Genomic DNA, 18,106 nt, shown 5'->3' with positions numbered 1-18,106 from the left:
TGGAATTTTACAAGAACACGTCATAAACACATTATAAAAAATACCTGCCAAAGAGGAAACAGTGTCTGGCAGTAAGAGTTTTTCAATTCATAATATGAATATAAAGGAATATATAAAAATGCCTAATGTTGCTGTACTGACTGACGATCTGCAGTATGAGTTCACTTATAAGATTACACATTCTGAAGAAGAACTCGTGCAAAAGTTGACAGCTTTCAATGACTTTTTAGAAGGTGTGAGAAAACAAAATCAAACAGTAATTCATCTGCAACTCATAAATGACCCCAGCGATCCAGCGGTTCAACGTCGCTATAAAAACCGCGCTGCGGGCATTCCCGCTTTAGCCGGAAGACCTGAAAATCAAATTATTAGTAGCATATGCCATTCATCAGATCTTATCGTTGTAAAAGGTCGAGATAGTGGTTTCTTCAACAATAGCCTTGATGAGACGCTACAGGAACTCGGAATCAAAACGGTCATCGTGACGGGTTTGCAAACCCATGTTTGCGTACAAACAACTGCAGCAGATGCATTTTTTCGCGGATACAACGTTTGGGTCCCGGAAGACTGTGTATTCGCACCTTCCTCAGAAGATACAGCCCGTGCTCTGGAATGGCTTTCAAGTTATTGCGCTACTGTCGCATCCTCCTCTGAGATCCTTTCTTTGTTGGAAAAACATGACGATCTTCCGGAACGTAGTGAAAGGAGAGGATCATGAGCAACTTATTAGAAATTGAAGGTAACACAACAGAGACTGTCGTGCTGGATCATGGTACTGGTGCTCGATTAAGTCGTGAATTGGTTGAGTTGATAGCGCATATTCTGGGAGACACCTACCTTGGAACAATGGAAGACAGTGCACTGCTGGAATTACCTTCCCGAAAGCTCGCATTCACTACAGACTCTTTTGTCGTAACGCCGATCATCTACGGCAATGGCGACATAGGAAAAATTGCGGTATGTGGTACCGTCAACGATCTCGCTGTAAGCGGAGCAAAACCGCTTTATCTGACGCTCAGTCTGATCATTGAAGCTGGCATGTTCATGTCAGACCTGATCAAGATTATTGAATCAGTGCGTGAAACAGCTAAAGCGGCCGATATTAAAATTGTAGCAGGGGATACTAAAGTCGTAGGTAAAGGTGAAGCCGATCAGTTGTTTATCAATACCGCAGGCATTGGTGTATTCGAAAATCCGTCGGTCTCAATCAAAAATGTACGTCCAGGACAGAAAATCATTCTTAGCGGGTACATTGGAAACCACTCTATTCACCTTTTATCTATCAGAGAAGGTCTGGGATTTGAAAGAAATATTCTGAGCGATTGCGCACCTCTCAACCATATGATTCGATCCCTGCTCAATAATCTTCCCGCTGGAAAAATAGCGTCCATGAGGGATGTTACGCGTGGCGGATTATCTGCCGTTCTCCATGAGCATGCCCGAGCTTCCGGAAGTGAGATACGTTGTGAGAAGCAATCCTTGCCGATACAGCCTGAAGCAGCAATGGCTGCCAATATGCTAGGAGTGGATGTAATAAACCTTGCTAACGAAGGTTGTCTTTGCTTGTTCGTTGAGCCAGATAGCGCAGATGAGGCGCTTGCGCTTTTATGGGCCCACCCGCTCGGCCAAAATGCGGCTATTGTCGGCGAAGTTCTTCCAACCATTGAGCAAAAAGTCACCATGCTTGAGCCAGATGGAACACTGTCAACAATTGAGGAACTTTATGGTGCTGAACTCCCACGACTCTGTTAATAAATTCGATGACCTTTTAATACGGCGTTATCGCGTATGTGGCATCGTCCAGGGGGTCGGATTCAGGCCCTTTGTTCATCGCCTGGCACAGTTATTTGATGCTACAGGCTGGGTCCTTAATGATTCGGAAGGCGTATTGATTGAAATACAAGCAACACAAGATAATATAACCCGTTTCCTTGACGAACTGATATTAAGTCCTCCTCCTATGGCCAAAATTATCAGTGTTCAGGAGGTACAACGAGAAAATAGCGAGCAGCGGTATAACGAGTTCAACATTCGTGAAAGTCATCTCCTCAGCAACATGAATACTATTATTCCTCCAGATTCAAATGTTTGCAGTGACTGTCTGGAAGAAATGAACACACTAAATAATAGGCGATATAAATACGCGTTCACAAATTGTACGAACTGTGGACCACGGTATAGCATCATTAAAGGGATGCCTTACGATCGGGAAAAAACCACAATGCGTGCCTTTTCTATGTGTAGCGCATGTCAGCATGAATATAATGATATTGAAGATCGTCGCTATCATGCTCAACCAAATGCTTGTCCCGAATGTGGACCACAATTGCAATTAACTCAACGTGACGGCTCAACAATTGTTACCGATAATATTATCGATTACTCCCTCGCACGGTTACAAGAAGGCGCTATTATTGCCGTGAAAAGCTTAGGTGGATTCCATCTCGTCACCGATGCAAGTAACGATACTGCTGTTCAGGAATTAAGAAAACGTAAACGCAGAGACTCTAAACCTTTCGCGGTGATGCTCTTAAACAGTGAGAGTGCATCACGTATTGCTTATGTAAATGTGCAGGAGCAAGAAGTTCTTGAAAGCTCACAGCGACCAATCGTACTGCTACGAAAGCGACACAATATGCTCGCAAACTCTGTTGCGCCTCATAATCCCAGTATTGGAGTAATGCTACCCTCAACCCCGCTTCAATATCTTTTACTTAGCGACCCGAGAATGCCAGCACTGGTGATGACGAGCGGGAATCGCTCTGGCCATCCTATTGTTTGTGATAATGCTAGTGCAATAGAACAATTAGGTGACATTGCTGATTATTTTATTCTCAACGATCGCGACATACATACACGTGTTGATGACTCTGTCGTTCGTGTTATGTCGTTAGCAGAGGGAAGACATAGCCACCTTTCTTTCATTCGACGCTCGCGCGGGTATGCTCCTTATCCTGTTCATTTGCCGTTTGACGTAGGTAAGACTATTGCACTAGGTGCTGAATTAAAGACCACGGTGAGTATCGCGAAGGGTAAAGAGGTTTTCATCAGTCAACACATTGGCGACTTAAAAAATGACCAAACTTTCAATTCTCATATCGAATGTGTAAACCATCTGCAAAAATTGCTTGGCACAAGCGCTGATGCAATAGCCTGCGATCTGCATCCTTCTTTTCGATCTACACGTAATGCACTAAAGCAATCAAAGCTACAAGTTATTCAGGTACAGCATCACCACGCACACATGGTGTCATGCATGGCAGAAAATGGGCTTTCTGGTAAAACTATCGGCGTAATTTTCGACGGTACGGGATATGGAACAGACGGCACCATCTGGGGTGGAGAATTTCTTACCGGTGATGAAAAAAGCTTCTTAAGGGCAGCACACCTTCGTACATTCGCTCTTCCGGGCGGAGACAAGGCTGTTAAGGAGCCTATAAGGGTTGCTGTATCTTTGTTAACAACATTGTACGGAGAACATATCGAGGGCGTTAACCTTCCTGCGCTTGACGCATTGTCGGTTCAGCAGCTTAGCGTGTACGCAAAAATGGCTGCCAGACATTTCAACTCCCCCAAAACCAGTAGTATGGGCAGGTTATTTGACGGCATATCAGCGTTAATAGGTATTTGCTCGTATGTCGAATATGAAGCACAAGCTGCTATTGAGCTTGAAGCCTTACTGAATCGCGATCTCTACATGTCACAACCGTTTTCATATTGCATTCATGAAAGAAATGGTCATATGGAAGTAGATTATCGTCCAATGATAAGGGAATTAGTTTCTGAGCTTACTACAACGGTGCCTAATCTCCCCCTACTGAGCAGGCGTTTTCATTCCACGATTGTGGACATGATCATCTCCGTATGTATGCACTTATCAAAAGTAGCCGCAACAAGACAGGTCGTATTAAGCGGAGGTGTATTTTTAAATGAATTCATCTTGCTTAATACTGTGGAAGGTTTACATGCCGCTGGCCTGATACCTTATTTCCACCAGTCTGTTCCCACCAACGATGGGGGTATATCACTAGGACAAATTGTTGTGGCGATGCGGCAATTACAGACAAAAGATATTGATGTCAGGGAGATCGAGCATGTGTGAATACGTAAATACTTTTTCGGCCGTATTATTTGACATGGATGGCGTGCTTATTGATTCCAACTCAGTCATTGAAAGAGGCTGGCGAGAGGCTGCGGAAATATTTGGCAAGACAATTTCTCAAGACGATATTATCAAGCACATACACGGACAGCCGGGACCTCATACTATCCAGGCGCTTTTTCGTGACCTGCCTCTTGAATCGCAGAGACAAATTCAGGCACACATTATTCATGTTGAGAATACAGCCGAATATAATCCTATTCCGGGCGTTGCAGAGCTAATTACTTCACTTGATTCAGTTGGAATCCGCATTGGTATAGTGACTAGCGGGTGGAGAGAGAAAATTGATCGTGTAACTGCCATGCTAGGGGTACAACGCTGTATTTCGGTTATTGTTGAGCGTGATGATGTTAAAAAAGGTAAACCCTCACCTGATCCCTACCTACTTGCAGCAGAACGGCTCTCAACGCCACCTGAGAAAATCATTGTTTTTGAAGATTCAAGGAGTGGAGTGACTTCTGCAGTGAGTGCTGGCACCTGTTGCGTTGGAATAGGTGGGATTGAACTGGTTGCTAATGGAGCCAGGTGCGTTATCCCTGATTTCACAGGAGTCGAGGTATTAACTCGTATGGATAGTAACGCCGCAATTTCATTGTGCCCGGGGCACGTATTAGTTGCAGAAAGATTTATTGAGTCTGGCGAGTAGCGACATGCTTTGGATTATTCTTGCTCCCCTTGAACAGGGAGCAAGAACTTTTAGGCTTACAGATGGATAAAACCTTAATCCAGCTTCAGCTCGTCATAATGGGTAATCAGTTTACCCACGATGCCGTAGTCCAACGCTTCTGCCGGAGACATCCAGAAGTTGCGGTCGGTGTCTTTTTTCACTTTTTCCAGCGGCTGGCCGGTGGCATCAGCGATCAGCTTGTTCACGCGATCCAGCATGCGGATGATCTCGCGCGCTTCGATCTCAATATCCGTCGCCTGACCGCGCACGCCGCCCAGCGGCTGGTGGATCATAAAGCGGGTATTTGGCAGCGAGTAGCGGTGCTCTTTCTTCGCCGCCAGGAAGATGGTGATCCCGGCGCTCGCCACCCAGCCGGTGCCGATGACGTGCACTTCCGGGCGGATGAATTTGATGAAGTCGTGGATGGTATCGCCCGCTTCCACGTGGCCGCCCTGGCTGTTGATGTACAGCTTGATCGGATCGTTGCTAACGCTTTGCAGCAGGATCATCTGGGTGATGACTTTCTGCGCCAGCTCCTGGTTGATCTCACCGGAGATCACAATCGAACGGGACTCCAGCAGTTTTTGCTGCAGAGCGCCCGCGCCGTTTGACCCTTCCGCTTTATCCTTGTCGCTTTCTTTCAGTGTGTAGTGCATTGTTATTTCCTCAGCTTGTAGCGCTCAAAACCAGAGTGTAGCCTGTTTTACCGATCAAAGTCCTCACAGACAAATAACGAGGGAGCATATGAATATTGCACATGTCGCACTCTGGACCCGCAGCCTGAACGCACAGGTTCAGTTCTGGGAAACGGTTTTTAATGGCCGCAGTAACGAACGCTACGTCAGTAAAAATCGTCCCGGTTTCGAATCTCACTTTATTACGCTGGATAACGGGCCGACCATCGAGCTGATGACGCTGCCGGATCTGCCCGACGCCCCTGCCCACCCGGAGTTTATCGGCTGGGCGCATATCGCCATCAACGTCGGCAGCAAAGCGCAGGTCGACGGCATGGCCGAGCGGGCACAGGCAAACGGCACGCTGCTCAGCGCCCCGCGCATGACCGGGGACGGCTTCTATGAAGCAGTGATCGCGGATCCGGACGGCAACCGCATTGAGCTTGTCGGTGCATAAAATCAGCGTTTCGTTCCTTAACCGCCCCTGCTACGGCTCGCTATACTTCATCTTCATACGGTTATCATATTGTTAAATGATAATGATAGTTAATGTGTTAAGATGAAAGTCAGCATAAACAGTCTCTTACGTAAGCGTCGGGACTGTTTGCATCCTCGACATGTAAATCAGCACCGGGGCGGTGAATGGAACACATTGTGTATGTGGTTGATGACGATGACGCAGTCAGGCAGTCCGTAATCGGGCTGCTGGAATCGGCAGACTTAAACGCCATCGGCTTTTCATCGGCAGAAGCATTTCTTCAACACCGGTTTGAGGAGCTGCCGTCGTGCGTGATCCTCGACATGCAAATGCCCGCCATCTCGGGCTTTGAGGTGGCTGACGCGCTCAAAGACAGCGGGCGCGAGATCCCGATTATTTTCCTCACCGGCCACGGCACCATCCCGATGTCGGTGCGCGCCATTAAGGGCGGCGCTTACGAATTCCTCACCAAGCCCGTTGAATCCGCCGCGCTTATCGACGCCATTGAATCCGCGCTTCGGCTGGCGGAACACAACGCCGTGCGCAATAAAGAGCACTACGCCCTGAAGCAGCGGCATATGTCCCTCACGCCGCGCGAACACGAAGTGCTGACGCTGGCGATTAGCGGCATGCTGAACAAGCAGATTGCCGCCGAGCTGGGCGTCAGCGAGATCACGGTGAAAGTGCATCGCCGCCGCGTGATGGAGAAAATGCAGGTGCGCTCCGTGGCAGAGCTGGTCAGGGCCGTTGAGCGCCTGACCAAAAGCCAGCCTGCGGAGTAACGTTTACGCGCCCTGTTCGGCCAGCGGCAGCGCAAAGGCAAACACGGTGCCGTGCGGCTCGCGGCGGCGCGCGCTCAGCTTCCCGCAGTGGCGCTCAATGATGCTGGCGCTGATGGTCAGCCCCATCCCCATTCCCTGCGCTTTGGTGGAATAGAACGAGTCAAAAATCTGCTCCAGCCGCTCGGGCTCAATGCCGCTGCCGGTATCGGCGATCTCGACGATAACTTTCCCGTCCGCGTTGTCGGTGCTGAGGGTGATGGTGCAGGGGCGATCCGTCACCTCGGCCATCGCCTCTACCGCGTTCATCACCAGGTTAAGCAGCACCTGCTGGATCTGCACGCTATCGCCGGTGACAAAGCTCTCCTGCGCTTTCAACAGATAATCAACGCTAATATGTCGCAGCTCCAGCTCGCTGCGCGAAAGCGTGATGATATGGTGGATCAGGTAGTGCAGATCGATGCGCGAGAAGGTGGGATCCTGCTTGCGCGTCAGGGACTGGATGCTGCGAATGATCTCCCCCGCCCGCGCGCCTTCCTCGGCAATCTCCTCAAGCCCTTCCCGCACTTTATCCAGACGGGCCGGCTCACGGTTAAGCCAGCGCAGGCTTGCCCCGGCGTTAGAGACGATCGACATCAGCGGCTGGTTGATCTCGTGGGCGATGGAGGAGGTCAGCTGTCCGACGGTGGTAGCGCGGGACACCCGCGCCAGATCCGCCTGCGCCACCCGCATGGCATCTTCCGCGGCGCGCTGGCTGGTGATGTCGGTGATGATGCCGTAATACTCATTCACCTCGCTGCCCACGCCCACCGGATCGCCAATCCCGAGGATGTAGCGGGTTGAGCCGTCGGTACGCTTAACGCGAAACTCCGCGCGCATGGAGAGTCCGTCGCGCACGCTCCGGGTGACGATGGCGCTGATGCGGGCGTAATCGTCCTCATGAACGAAAGTCAAAAACTCCGCCATGGAGATCATCTTTTGCTGCTCGGGCAGGCCGAGAATGCGGGCGTACTCTTCCGAGACAAACATCAGATCCTGCTCCAGCTCCCAGCGCCAGCTGCCGGTGTGGCTGATCTGCTCGCCGAGCATCAGCGAGGTCTGGCTGGATCGCAGCTCTTTCTCCACCCGTCGGCGCTGGATGTTCTCCGCCAGCAGCTCGGCGTACAGCCGCGCCGTCTCCAGGGATACCGCGGCCTGCGCGCCCAGCAGGCTCACCACGCGCGAGTGCTCGGCGGTGAAGACCTCCGGCATCAGGCGGTTTTCCAGGTACAGCACACCCACCAGCCGTGCCTGTTTGAACATCGGGACGCACATGACCGCCGCCCCCGAGGTCACCAGATAGGGGTCCTGACTGAAGGGATGGAACTCCTCCGGCCTGCCGGTGCGGATCTCCTGCCCGGTGCGGATCACCGCCGCCAGCACCGACAGCGGCAGGTCGGTCGCCGTCGGCACATCTTTCAGGATCCGCACCCGCACGCCCTCGGTGCTGGTCCAGGCGCTGGCCTCGATCTCCGGGATGAGGCTCTCGCTCACGCGCAGCAGCAGGCCGCGCTGCGCCCCGGCGCGTTCGAGCAGGATGGTCATCAGGTTTTCGATTAAGCGCTCAAGGTTAATCTCTTCCGACAGCGCGCGGGAGGCTTTGATGACGCTTTGCAGATCGCGGATGGTCTCGTTCTGGGCGAAGGCCACCGTGTCGTAGGCGCTGGCCTGCCCGGAGGCCAGCAGGTGCGGGAAATCCTGCTCCAGCTGGCGTACCTTGGCCTGCGCGCCCGCGCGTCCCCAGGCGGCAATCGAGCCGCGGAAGTGCGCGTCCGAGGCGGTCGGGTAGCCGCAGGCCAGCGCAAAGCGCCCCGCCAGCTCGTGGGCCAGGGCGTTAATCGGGTTAAACCCGCCCTCGCGTGAGAGCCGGACCGCCTTCTCATACTGCTCGAGCGCAATGCTGTTCATCCCGTCCAGACGCACGATTTCGGCGTAGATCAGCGCCTCTTTATCCGCGAACGTGCCGGGATTAATGCGCGCCCAGAGGGCAATTTTGTCGTAGTGGGCGTGAATGCTGCGGCGGTGATTCGCCGAGAAGGTCTCCGGCGTCAGCTGACGGGAGAGCGCCAGAGCGCTGTAAAGATGGTAGTCCAGCAGATGGATGTGCCCCGGCGCAGACCACGCGTACCAGCCCGCCATCTCGAGATCCGCCTGCGCGTCGGCATACTCCCCGCAGGTAAAGTGCGCCATGCCCCGGTAGAGCCAGTACCAGAACAGCATGGTGGCGTTCTTCTCCGGCGCCTGCTCCGGCGACGCGGGAAGCAGCGCCTCGGGCAGCACCTGCGACGCGGTCCAGGTGCCGATGACCGGCGTGCGCAGGAACTCAACGTATCCGCGCTGAACCATCAAAATGGTTTCCACGTCCTGGAAGTGGGTTTTACGCACGAACGCCAGGCCGCGATCGATGCTGGTCAGCACCCCGTCCAGGTGGTCGCCCCGCGAGAGGAAGTTAATCACCTGGTGGCAGGCCGCAAAGCAGGCCATCGTCATATCCCCGTGGGTCACCGCCGAGGTGAAGCAGGCCTTCGCGCACTCGATGGTAAACGATAAAGGCTGGGTCCAGACGCTGAGCTGGTCGAGCGGCAGCAGGGTTTTGGCTTCGAAGGCATCGTAGCCGTGGCGATTGACCAGCTCGCGGGCCAGGGTGCCGTACTGGAACCCGAGGCGGTACTCGGCGTAGCGGTGGCCCATCAGCACGCCAAACCAGGCCATCGCCGTGGTGGATGCGCCTGTAATGCCGTGATCGAGGGTCAGGTGCATCATGCGGCAGAGCAGCAAAAAGTGCAGGCGCGGGCAGATGAAGCTGGCGCAGATGCTGGCGCTGTAGAGCAGGTTCATCACCGCTTCGGTTTCCGGGTTATCCATCCGCGACAGCTGGGCAAACAGGTTTTGCGGCGCGTCGGCCGTGCGGTTGCAAAACAGCGCCCATGCCTCGTCGCAGTCGGCATCTTCCGGATGGCGGCTAATCTGGATCCCGAAAATCCCCAGCCAGCAGAGCGCCGCCTCCAGCGCCAGACGGCTATCCGACTGGCGAATGTAGACTTCCACCAGCAGGTTGGCCGCCAGCGCCTTTTCGGTCAGCCCGCCGGGGCAGCCGAGAATGGCATCACACAGCTCGCGGGTGCGCTCCAGATGCCCCAGCGCAAACTCGCAGCCCGCCTCTTCGATATCGAGCATAAAGTCTGACACCGTCCCGGCGTTGCCCAGCGCTCTGGCGGTCTGGATATAGCCGAGCGCCGAAAGGTAATCTCCCGAACGCTTCGCGCGTCGCGCGGCCAGCAGGCTCAGCTCGCGGAACATCTGGCGCTGCGGCGCGGGCTGGATGCTGTCCAGCGCGGCCGTGACGTGGTGAACGGCGCGGAACAGCAGCTCGTTCCCCGCCGCCTGACGCGCGGCGTCGGCCAGCAGGCTGGCGGTCGTCAGGTGAATATGGCTTTTCTCATGCCGATCCAGCAGCGCAAAGGCGGCCTCCTGCACCCGGTCGTGGGTGAAGGCATACTTTTTTTCCGTCAGCACGATGAGCTGGGCCATCACCGCCGGGTGCAGCGCGTAGCGCATTTCTGCCATCGACAGGCCGACCACACGGCAGATCATCTCCATCTCGCCCGTGCCACCGAGGCAGGCGATGCTGCCCAGCAGGCGGCGCGTCTCGTCGGGCAGCTCTTCGAGCTGCTCCAGCACCAGAGTGACGACGTTTTCGGTGTAATGCCTGGCGCGGATCGCCTGCAGATCGTAGTGCCACTTGTCCTGATATTTGTTGTGCACCACCAGGCCGTCATCGACGATGCGGCGGAAAAACTCGTGCACAAAGAGCGGGTTGCCGCCCGTCTTCTCGTGGATCAGCGTGGCGAGGTCGGTCGTCGCCGCGCTGCGGGTGCGAAATACCGTCGCCAGCCAGCGCGCCACCGCTTTCACGGAAAGCGCCTGCGGGACAATCTCGCTCGCGTTTTGCGCCGCCTCCGGCAGGCCTGCCAGCAGCGCCTGCAGGGCGGCGTCGGACACGGAACTGATATCCCGGTGGGCCGCAACCACCAGCAGCGGAACAGCGCCGCAGTTCATCAGCAGATATTTGAGCGTATGCAGGCTGGCGGCGTCGCTCCACTGGAGATCGTCGAGCACCAGCACCAGCGGACAGCCCTGCGAGGCAAAGGTTTTTACCAGCGCCAGCACCATATGGCTAAAACGCGCCCGGGCATCAATGGAAAACGTATCCGCCGAGAAGCGCGGCTTGCTCTCCAGCAGCAGGCCCAGCTCGGGCACCAGGCTAACGGCCAGCGCCTCGTGCCCCTCCAGGGCGCGAGACAGGCGGATTTTCCACTTCGCCACGTCCTCTGCGGGCAGCCCCAGCAGGTGCAGCGTCAGGGTACGGAACGCGGAGCTTAATACGCCGTAGGGCAGCGACGGTGAAAACTGGTCGACTTTGCCCACCGCCAGCAGCACCGTGCGCTGCTGCAGCGTTTTGAGCGCCGTCGCGATGATCGACGATTTGCCGATCCCCGACGGCCCGCCGATCGTTACCAGCTCCGGCACCAGGTTCTGCCCCACCCGCTCAAACGCGGCAATGACGTCGTTCGCCTGCGGATGGGTCGCGAACAGGGAGTCCGCCAGATGGATCGCCGGGGTGCGATCCTGCTGGCCGGGGGTAAAGGCGACGATCTCGCCCTCGCAGGTCAGCGTCGCCTGGCAGCGGCGAAGGTCGGCAATCAGCCCGTCGACCGTCTGGTAGCGGTTATCGGGGTGCTTTTCCAGCAGCTTCAGGATGATGGTCGACAGCATTTCCGGCACGTCCGGGCGGATCGCGTCCGGGGCCAGCGGCGCCGAGGCAATATGGTAGTGCGCCCAGTTGGCCCGATCGTCCTCTCCCAGTTCAAACGGCAGGCGTCCGGTCAGGAGTTCATACAGCACCATACCGAGGCTGTAGAGATCGCTGCGGCCGTCGACGGGGCGCTGGGTGCGGGTGGTGTGCTCCGGCGACATATACGCGGGCGTACCGCCTGAAACGGCAAGCCGGGTTTGGGTGATGGCATCGGAGAGGCTGCTGGAAAGGCCAAAGCTGCCCAGACGGCAGGTGGCATCGTGCTGAACAAAAATACTGCCGGGTTTGATATCGCCGTGGATAAGGTTTTGCAGATGCATCTGGCGCAGGGGAACGCAGATCTGGATCGCCATCTCGATAAAGCGCGTGATGCCCGAGATCGCCCTGCCCGCGCGCCGCGCCAGCAGCTCAAGCGCAAACGGGGCATACACCAGCGCGAAGCGCCCGCGGTACTGGGTGGAGGCAACGGCGCGGATGGCCCAACTGTCCTGCAGCATATCGCGCAGCGCAAACTCGTTTTTGAGCAGCCGGGTGGCCCGCTCTTCCTCTTCGTCGCTCACCGCGGTGGCGATAATGAACGAGCCGCCGGAATGGGGATGTCGCGCGTGCATCCAGGCGATACCGCCCTCCTGCGCCAGCACGGTAAAAATCACATCCTCTTTAAGGACAAAAACCCGCCCCTGGTGAAGATTCCCCTGGGCGGGCCAGAATGCAGGCTGCTCGTGTTCGTTCATCCGCGATCCTTATTGTCGGCGGGCCAGCTCCCGCTGAAGATGATCCAGCAGAATATCGATGTTAATGGGCTTACGCAAAAATGCAGCGGCGCCCAGATTAAGAGCGTACCGCTGCATATTTTCATCAGCATGACCGGAGATAAAGATCACGGGCGGAGGCGGTACGGCCAGCAGCCGCAGCTTGTCAAACAGCTCCAGGCCACTCATGCCCCGCAGCTTGATATCGGCGATCACCAGCGCCGCGCCGGACAGGGCGAGAGGATGGCTGAGAAACACCTCTGCCGAATCAAACGTATCGGTCGAATAGCCTTCCGACTCCAGGAGATTACTCAGCCCGCTGCGGACGGAACGTTCGTCATCAATGATGGCAATGCGCCACGGCAGCGTCATGCTGTCTTTCCTCTGGTAAATCATTAAACGTCGCGATCGTCCTTCGCGGGCGCAGGAGGCGCCGTGCCGCTGATTTTCGGTACGCATTCGTGACGAAACCAGGCGAGGGTAAGCGGTTCGCGACTCAGTAAACGCCGTCCCACCGGGATGAGCTGTTCGCCCACCAGCATGCCAAACAGGCCAAGCAGGGCGACAACCGGCGGCGCCGGGGAATGGACGTCGAGCAGAGCGTAAATTACCCCAGCAACCACGCCGCACACCAGCGAAATTATCCATGCTTTCATGAGGACGCTCCCGTCTGCGAGTTGGCCTGCGGAACGGTTACCTGAGGAGGGGGCACGCCGTCGCGGGATAACAGATGGCGCGTCGCCTGTTCACCCGCCAGCATCCCCAGCAGGCCAATCAGCGCCAGCGCGGGCGGCGCGGGGGAGCGCACCTTCAGCACGGCATACATCAGGCCAATCAACACGCCTGCGGCAAGGGATATCAGCCCAGTACTCATTGTGAACTCCAGAGAAAGAGGCAGCGGCGAGCCGGATGAGGGACCAGCCCGCCAGCGGGGCTTAGCGAGCCGGGACCGGCGCTAAGGTGCGGTGCTCGCTCTTCTGGCGAGACGGCGCTTTGTGCACCATGGTGTAGGCGTAATCCACGCCCATGCCGTACGCGCCGGAGTGCTCGCGCACGATATCCATTACCGCGGTGTAGGTCTCTTTACGCGCCCAGTCGCGCTGCCACTCCAGCATCACCTGCTGCCAGGTCACCGGGATCACGCCCGCCTGGATCATGCGCTGCATCGCGTAGTCGTGGGCTTCTTTGGAGGTGCCGCCGGACGCGTCCGCCACCATATAAATTTCGTAGTCGCCTTCCAGCATCGCGCACAGGGCGAAGCTGTTGTTGCACACTTCGGTCCACAGGCCGGCAACCACCACCTTCTTCTTGCCGTTGGCCTTCAGCGCGTCGCGCACTTTCTGGTCGTCCCAGGAGTTCATGGAGGTACGCTCCAGAATGTCCTGGCCCGGGAACACGTCCAGCAGCTCCGGGTAGGTGTTACCGGAGAAGCTTTCGGTCTCTACGGTGGTGATGATGGTCGGGATGTTGAACACTTTGGCCGCTTTCGCCAGTGCCACGGTGTTGTTTTTCAGCACCTGGCGGTCAATCGACTGCACGCCAAACGCCATCTGTGGCTGGTGGTCGATGAAAATAATCTGACAGTTCGCAGGGGTTAACACTTCGAGCTTTGAAGAGGTCATAGCATTTTCCAGTGGTTAAGGGTGAAATCGCCGCGAGCGCCGCGACGATAAAATCACCTTCATCCTGCGGTTTTCCGTCCCTGCGCGTAATTATCTCTTCGTATAGTTAACCTTAGGTATAGTTATACTTTGGTATACCTATCCTATTGTATAACTGGATCTTTGCCGAAACCGGTTCCCATAATCCTGACCATTCCCCTCTCAGTCAGGAGCAGTTATGGTTACCCTCGGTAAAGCCGATCTCATTCTGGTTAACGGCCAGTTTCACACCGTCGATCGCGAAAACCCCGTCGCGGAAGCCGTTGCCGTGCGCGACGGAAAATTTCTGGAAGTGGGTACCGTCGCCGAGGTGATGCAACACCACTGCGACGGCACTAAAGTGGTCGACTTAAAAGGCCACACCGCCATCCCCGGCCTGAACGACTCGCACCTGCACCTGATCCGCGGCGGGCTGAACTACAACCTCGAGCTGCGCTGGGAAGGCGTGCCGTCCCTGGCCGACGCCCTGCGGATGCTGAAAGAGCAGGCACTGCGCACGCCGTCGCCTCAGTGGGTGCGCGTGGTGGGCGGCTGGACCGAGTTCCAGTTTGCCGAGCGCCGCATGCCGACCCTCGACGAAATCAACGACGCCGCGCCGGACACCCCGGTCTTTATCCTGCACCTGTACGACCGCGCCCTGCTCAACCGCGCCGCGCTGAAGGTGGTCGGCTACACCAAGGACACGCCAAACCCGCCGGGCGGGGAGATCCAGCGCGACGCCAACGGCAACCCGACCGGGATGCTGATTGCCCGCCCTAACGCCATGATTTTGTACTCCACGCTGGCCAAAGGGCCGAAGCTGCCGCTGGAGCAGCAGGTCAACTCTACCCGCCAGTTCATGCGCGAGCTGAACCGCCTGGGGCTGACCAGCGCCATCGACGCGGGCGGCGGCTTCCAGAACTACCCGGAAGATTACGAGGTGATTGCCGAGCTGCATGAGAAAAAGCAGATGACCATCCGCATCGCCTATAACCTGTTTACCCAGCGCCCGGGCCACGAGCTGGAAGACTTTGAAAAATGGACCGACATGCTCACGCCGGGCCAGGGCAGCGACTTCTTCCGCCACAACGGCGCGGGCGAGATGCTGGTCTTCTCCGCCGCCGATTTTGAAGACTTCCTCGAGCCGCGCCCGGACCTCGCGCCGGGCATGGAGGACGAGCTGGAGCGCGTGGTGCGCCATCTGGTGGAGCACCGCTGGCCGTTCCGCCTGCACGCCACCTATAACGAATCCATCAGCCGCATGCTGGATGTCTTCGAGAAGGTGAACCGCGACATTCCGTTCAACGGCCTGCACTGGTTCTTCGACCATGCGGAAACCGTTACCCAGGCCAACATCGACCGCATCAAAGAACTGGGCGGCGGCATTGCCGTCCAGCACCGCATGGCCTTCCAGGGCGAATACTTCGCCGAGCGTTACGGCATCGAAGCCACCCGCCATACGCCGCCGGTGGCGAAAATGCTCGAGACCGGCGTGCCGGTGGGCTTAGGGACGGACGCCACCCGCGTGGCGAGCTACAACCCGTGGACCGCGCTCTACTGGCTGGTCTCCGGCCGTACCGTCGGCGGGATGCAGATGTACGATCACAGCGCCCGTCTGGATCGCGATACCGCCCTGATGCTCTGGACCCAGGGCAGCGCGTGGTTCTCCAGCGAGCAGAACCAGAAGGGGCAGATCAAGGTCGGCCAGCTTGCCGACCTGGCGGTGCTGAGCAAAGACTACTTCCGCGTGCCGGAAGAGGAGATCAAGGGCATCGAGTCCGTCCTGACGGTGGTGAACGGCGATATCGTCTACGCCGCAGGCAGCTTTGGCCCGCTTTCCCCGCCGGCCATTCCGGTCCTGCCCGAGTGGTCACCGGTGGTCAAGGTGCCGGGCCACTACCGCAGCGCACCGCCGCAGGCCGCACGCGTCGGCATGAGCCCTATCCACCACTGCAGCGGCCCGTGCGGGGTTCACAGCCACCAGCATGATTTCGCCCGCACGTCGGAGATGCCGGTGTCCGACGATAACGCTTTCTGGGGGGCGCTGGGCTGCAGCTGCTTTGCATTCTGATGAAAAACACCTTTGCTCCGCCCCGGGTCGACCTGGGGCTGTTTTTCCTGCGCCTGACCGGCAGCCTGTTGCTGCTCTACGTGCACGGCTTGCCGAAGGTGCTGCACTTCAGCGAAGAGCTGACGCGCATTGAAGATCCGTTCGGCCTCGGGCCTTACGCCAGCCTGATACCGGCAATTGTCGCCGAGGTGATCTGCCCGCTGTTTATCATTGCGGGGGTTTACACCCGCCTGGCGTGCCTGCCGATTATCGCCGTGCTGCTGGTGGCGATGCTGGCGGTCCACCCGAACTGGTCGATTGCCGAAGGGCAGTTTGGCTGGCTGCTGCTGATTATCTTCACCACCCTTGCCCTCACCGGGCCGGGCCAGTGGCGGCTGCAGCGTAAGGCAACGGAGAGGTTCGCATGACCCAGGTTAACGACGTTCGCGACGCCCACGTCGAGACGACGCCCGCACCAACGGTTTCGCCCTGGCAGCCGCTGAGCCAGCCGGTGTTCCGCATGCTGTGGATCGCCACGGTGGTCTCTAACGTCGGCTCATGGATGAGCGACGTCGGCATCAACTGGAGCATGCTGACCCTGAGCGCCGATCCGCTGGATATCGCGCTGGTGCAGGCGGCCAGCAGCCTGCCGATGTTCCTCTTCGCCCTGCCGTCCGGGGTGATGGCGGACATCGTCGACCGACGTAAATACCTGCTCTTCTCCCAGCTGTGGGTGTTCATCGCCGCCGCCGGGCTGACGGTGCTCTCCTTCACCGGACACGTAACCCCCACCGTTCTGCTGGTGGCGACGTTTCTGCTGAGCGTGGGCGCGGCGATGAGCTCGCCGCCGTTCCAGGCCGTGGTGCCCGATCTGGTGAGCAAGCCCGAGCTGGGCGCCGCCGTGGCGCTCAACTCGCTCGGGGTGAACATCAGCCGGGCGATTGGCCCCGCGCTGGGCGGTTTTCTGCTCTCGCTCGCCGGGCCGTGGATGGTGTTTGCCCTGAACGCGCTGTCCGTGGTCGGCGTGGCGTGGGTGCTGTGGCGCTGGCGTCCGGCCCCGTCCATACAGCGTCTACCGCCGGAGCACTTCTTCTCGGCGGTGCGCTCCGGGATTCGCTACGTGCACGCCGCGCCGGTGCTGCGCAACGTGCTGGTGCGCACCGTGGCCTTCTTCGTTTTCGGCAGCGCGGGCTGGGCCCTGCTGCCGCTGGTAGCGCGCCGCGAGCTGGGCTTAGGCCCGGCGGGCTACGGCGTGATGCTGGCCTGCATTGGCCTGGGGGCAATTGCCGGGGCCATCCTGCTGCCGCGCCTGCGCCAACGGCTGAACGCCGACCGCCTGATGGTGGCCGCCAGCCTGACCTTTGCCCTCACCATGCTGGCTCTGGCGTTTGTGCGTCACGTCTGGCTACTGAATCTGTTTGAGTTCTTCACCGGCTTCGCGTGGATTGCGGTGCTCTCCACCCTCAACCTCGGCGCGCAGCGCAGCGCCGCCCGCTGGGTGAAGGCCCGCGCGCTGGCGGTCTACCTGACGGTATTCTTTGGCTCGATGACCACGGGCAGCGCCATCTGGGGGCAGATCGCGTCGCAGTTCGGCACCCCGACCTCGCTGGTGGTCGCCACGCTGGGGATGGTGCTGGCAAGCGCCACCGTGTTCCGCTGGAAGCTGGGGAAAGATCCGGACCTGAACCTCGACCTGAGCGGTCAGCCGCTGGACGGCGTGGAGATTGACCTGCCGAACGAGCGCGGCCCGGTGCTGGTGTCGCACGAGTACATCATCGACCCGCAGAACGCGAAGGCCTTCCTGGAGGCGGTCCACGAGCTGCGCCGGGTGCGCCGCCGCGCCGGGGCGATGAGCTGGGCGGTATACGAAGATATTGAGCGCCCCGGTCTGTTTATCGAGACCTTCCTGATGGGCTCGTGGATTGAGCATCTGCGCCAGCAGGAGCGCCACACCATGAATGACCTCCTGCTGCAGAGCCGCGTTCTGGCTTTTCATCAGGGCACAACATCACCGGCAATTCGCTACCTGGTCGCGCCGGTATAACCATA

The 18,106-nt window shown here is 57.7% G+C and carries 15 protein-coding genes; 9 read left to right on the top strand and 6 right to left on the bottom strand.

All coding sequences use genetic code 11. The features are described 5' to 3' along the window. Positions 1–61: 61 nt before the first annotated feature. The 4 genes from ACOQH0_RS02845 to ACOQH0_RS02830 are packed head-to-tail and all read left to right on the top strand — an operon-like array spanning position 62 to position 4,808. Complete coding sequence (locus tag ACOQH0_RS02845; RefSeq protein ID WP_421511489.1) at positions 62–718, top strand: cysteine hydrolase; 657 nt, start codon at positions 62–64, stop codon at positions 716–718. Continuing rightward, positions 715–1,752, top strand: coding sequence for a hydrogenase expression/formation protein HypE (hypE, locus tag ACOQH0_RS02840; protein WP_421511488.1), 1,038 nt, complete (start codon positions 715–717; stop codon positions 1,750–1,752). Before ACOQH0_RS02845 ends, hypE begins: the two co-directional genes overlap by 4 nt. Continuing rightward, entirely contained in the window at positions 1,724–4,102 is a 2,379-nt protein-coding gene (gene hypF / locus ACOQH0_RS02835; RefSeq protein ID WP_421511487.1) for a carbamoyltransferase HypF, read from the top strand. The genes hypE and hypF overlap by 29 nt, the downstream gene beginning before the upstream one ends. Continuing rightward, entirely contained in the window at positions 4,095–4,808 is a 714-nt protein-coding gene (locus tag ACOQH0_RS02830) for an HAD family hydrolase (protein ID WP_421511486.1), read from the top strand. Before hypF ends, ACOQH0_RS02830 begins: the two co-directional genes overlap by 8 nt. A gap of 74 nt (positions 4,809–4,882) precedes the next feature. Here the strand turns inward: ACOQH0_RS02830 and ACOQH0_RS02825 are convergent, their stop codons facing one another. Further along, positions 4,883–5,485 (bottom strand): ATP-dependent Clp protease proteolytic subunit, encoded by a 603-nt coding sequence (locus tag ACOQH0_RS02825; RefSeq protein WP_008501342.1) that lies wholly within the window; start codon positions 5,483–5,485, stop codon positions 4,883–4,885. 88 nt (positions 5,486–5,573) lie between these two features. On the opposite strand from ACOQH0_RS02825, the gene ACOQH0_RS02820 reads away from it, so the two are divergent. Next, a complete protein-coding gene (locus ACOQH0_RS02820) occupies positions 5,574–5,960 on the top strand; it encodes a VOC family protein (protein ID WP_109081912.1) in 387 nt (128 codons plus the stop codon). Between the two features lie 185 nt (positions 5,961–6,145). Continuing rightward, positions 6,146–6,763, top strand: coding sequence for a response regulator transcription factor (locus tag ACOQH0_RS02815; protein WP_134349524.1), 618 nt, complete (start codon positions 6,146–6,148; stop codon positions 6,761–6,763). A gap of 3 nt (positions 6,764–6,766) precedes the next feature. Here the strand turns inward: ACOQH0_RS02815 and ACOQH0_RS02810 are convergent, their stop codons facing one another. The 5 genes from ACOQH0_RS02810 to ACOQH0_RS02790 form a co-directional block, all read right to left on the bottom strand. Next, a complete protein-coding gene (locus ACOQH0_RS02810) occupies positions 6,767–12,349 on the bottom strand; it encodes a trifunctional serine/threonine-protein kinase/ATP-binding protein/sensor histidine kinase (RefSeq protein WP_421511485.1) in 5,583 nt (1,860 codons plus the stop codon). Between the two features lie 9 nt (positions 12,350–12,358). Further along, positions 12,359–12,739, bottom strand: a complete 381-nt coding sequence (locus ACOQH0_RS02805) for a response regulator transcription factor (protein ID WP_010427261.1) — start codon at positions 12,737–12,739, stop codon at positions 12,359–12,361. A 23-nt stretch (positions 12,740–12,762) separates the two neighbouring features. Beyond that, positions 12,763–13,023, bottom strand: a complete 261-nt coding sequence (locus ACOQH0_RS02800) for a XapX domain-containing protein (RefSeq protein WP_010427264.1) — start codon at positions 13,021–13,023, stop codon at positions 12,763–12,765. Then, complete coding sequence (locus tag ACOQH0_RS02795) at positions 13,020–13,241, bottom strand: DUF1427 family protein (protein ID WP_063428699.1); 222 nt, start codon at positions 13,239–13,241, stop codon at positions 13,020–13,022. Before ACOQH0_RS02795 ends, ACOQH0_RS02800 begins: the two co-directional genes overlap by 4 nt. A 61-nt stretch (positions 13,242–13,302) precedes the next feature. Then, positions 13,303–13,989 carry a hydrolase gene (locus ACOQH0_RS02790; RefSeq protein ID WP_008501349.1) on the bottom strand — a complete coding sequence of 229 codons (687 nt, stop codon included), beginning with the start codon at positions 13,987–13,989 and terminating at the stop codon, positions 13,303–13,305. Between the two features lie 217 nt (positions 13,990–14,206). On the opposite strand from ACOQH0_RS02790, the gene ACOQH0_RS02785 reads away from it, so the two are divergent. From ACOQH0_RS02785 to ACOQH0_RS02775, 3 genes are read left to right on the top strand one after another with little or no spacing between them, the layout of a single operon-like run. After that, the gene (locus tag ACOQH0_RS02785) at positions 14,207–16,078 is read left to right on the top strand and encodes an amidohydrolase (RefSeq protein WP_421511483.1); all 1,872 of its coding nucleotides are present in this window, start codon (positions 14,207–14,209) and stop codon (positions 16,076–16,078) included. Then, positions 16,078–16,485, top strand: coding sequence for a DoxX family protein (locus ACOQH0_RS02780; RefSeq protein ID WP_296236169.1), 408 nt, complete (start codon positions 16,078–16,080; stop codon positions 16,483–16,485). The genes ACOQH0_RS02785 and ACOQH0_RS02780 overlap by 1 nt, the downstream gene beginning before the upstream one ends. Next, positions 16,482–18,101, top strand: a complete 1,620-nt coding sequence (locus tag ACOQH0_RS02775) for an MFS transporter (protein WP_421511482.1) — start codon at positions 16,482–16,484, stop codon at positions 18,099–18,101. The genes ACOQH0_RS02780 and ACOQH0_RS02775 overlap by 4 nt, the downstream gene beginning before the upstream one ends. Positions 18,102–18,106: the final 5 nt, after the last annotated feature.

Source organism: Enterobacter sp. JS8-1 (assembly GCF_049187015.1).
In the GTDB taxonomy this organism is placed as follows: Bacteria; Pseudomonadota; Gammaproteobacteria; order Enterobacterales; family Enterobacteriaceae; genus Enterobacter; species Enterobacter mori.
The sequence above is the reverse complement of the archived record's forward strand: the minus strand, read 5'-3'. Positions and strand labels throughout refer to the sequence as shown.

Excerpts from the sequence above, each read along its gene's own strand:
- ACOQH0_RS02820 (WP_109081912.1), top strand. The coding sequence starts at position 5,574 with ATGAATATTGCACATGTCGCACTCTGGACCCGCAGCCTGAACGCACAG.
- ACOQH0_RS02800 (WP_010427264.1), bottom strand. The coding sequence starts at position 13,023 with ATGAAAGCATGGATAATTTCGCTGGTGTGCGGCGTGGTTGCTGGGGTA.
- ACOQH0_RS02815 (WP_134349524.1), top strand. The coding sequence starts at position 6,146 with ATGGAACACATTGTGTATGTGGTTGATGACGATGACGCAGTCAGGCAG.
- hypE (WP_421511488.1), top strand. The coding sequence starts at position 715 with ATGAGCAACTTATTAGAAATTGAAGGTAACACAACAGAGACTGTCGTG.
- ACOQH0_RS02775 (WP_421511482.1), top strand. The coding sequence starts at position 16,482 with ATGACCCAGGTTAACGACGTTCGCGACGCCCACGTCGAGACGACGCCC.
- ACOQH0_RS02785 (WP_421511483.1), top strand. The coding sequence starts at position 14,207 with ATGGTTACCCTCGGTAAAGCCGATCTCATTCTGGTTAACGGCCAGTTT.
- ACOQH0_RS02830 (WP_421511486.1), top strand. The coding sequence starts at position 4,095 with ATGTGTGAATACGTAAATACTTTTTCGGCCGTATTATTTGACATGGAT.
- ACOQH0_RS02795 (WP_063428699.1), bottom strand. The coding sequence starts at position 13,241 with ATGAGTACTGGGCTGATATCCCTTGCCGCAGGCGTGTTGATTGGCCTG.
- hypF (WP_421511487.1), top strand. The coding sequence starts at position 1,724 with ATGGTGCTGAACTCCCACGACTCTGTTAATAAATTCGATGACCTTTTA.
- ACOQH0_RS02810 (WP_421511485.1), bottom strand. The coding sequence starts at position 12,349 with ATGAACGAACACGAGCAGCCTGCATTCTGGCCCGCCCAGGGGAATCTT.
- ACOQH0_RS02825 (WP_008501342.1), bottom strand. The coding sequence starts at position 5,485 with ATGCACTACACACTGAAAGAAAGCGACAAGGATAAAGCGGAAGGGTCA.
- ACOQH0_RS02780 (WP_296236169.1), top strand. The coding sequence starts at position 16,078 with ATGAAAAACACCTTTGCTCCGCCCCGGGTCGACCTGGGGCTGTTTTTC.
- ACOQH0_RS02790 (WP_008501349.1), bottom strand. The coding sequence starts at position 13,989 with ATGACCTCTTCAAAGCTCGAAGTGTTAACCCCTGCGAACTGTCAGATT.
- ACOQH0_RS02805 (WP_010427261.1), bottom strand. The coding sequence starts at position 12,739 with ATGACGCTGCCGTGGCGCATTGCCATCATTGATGACGAACGTTCCGTC.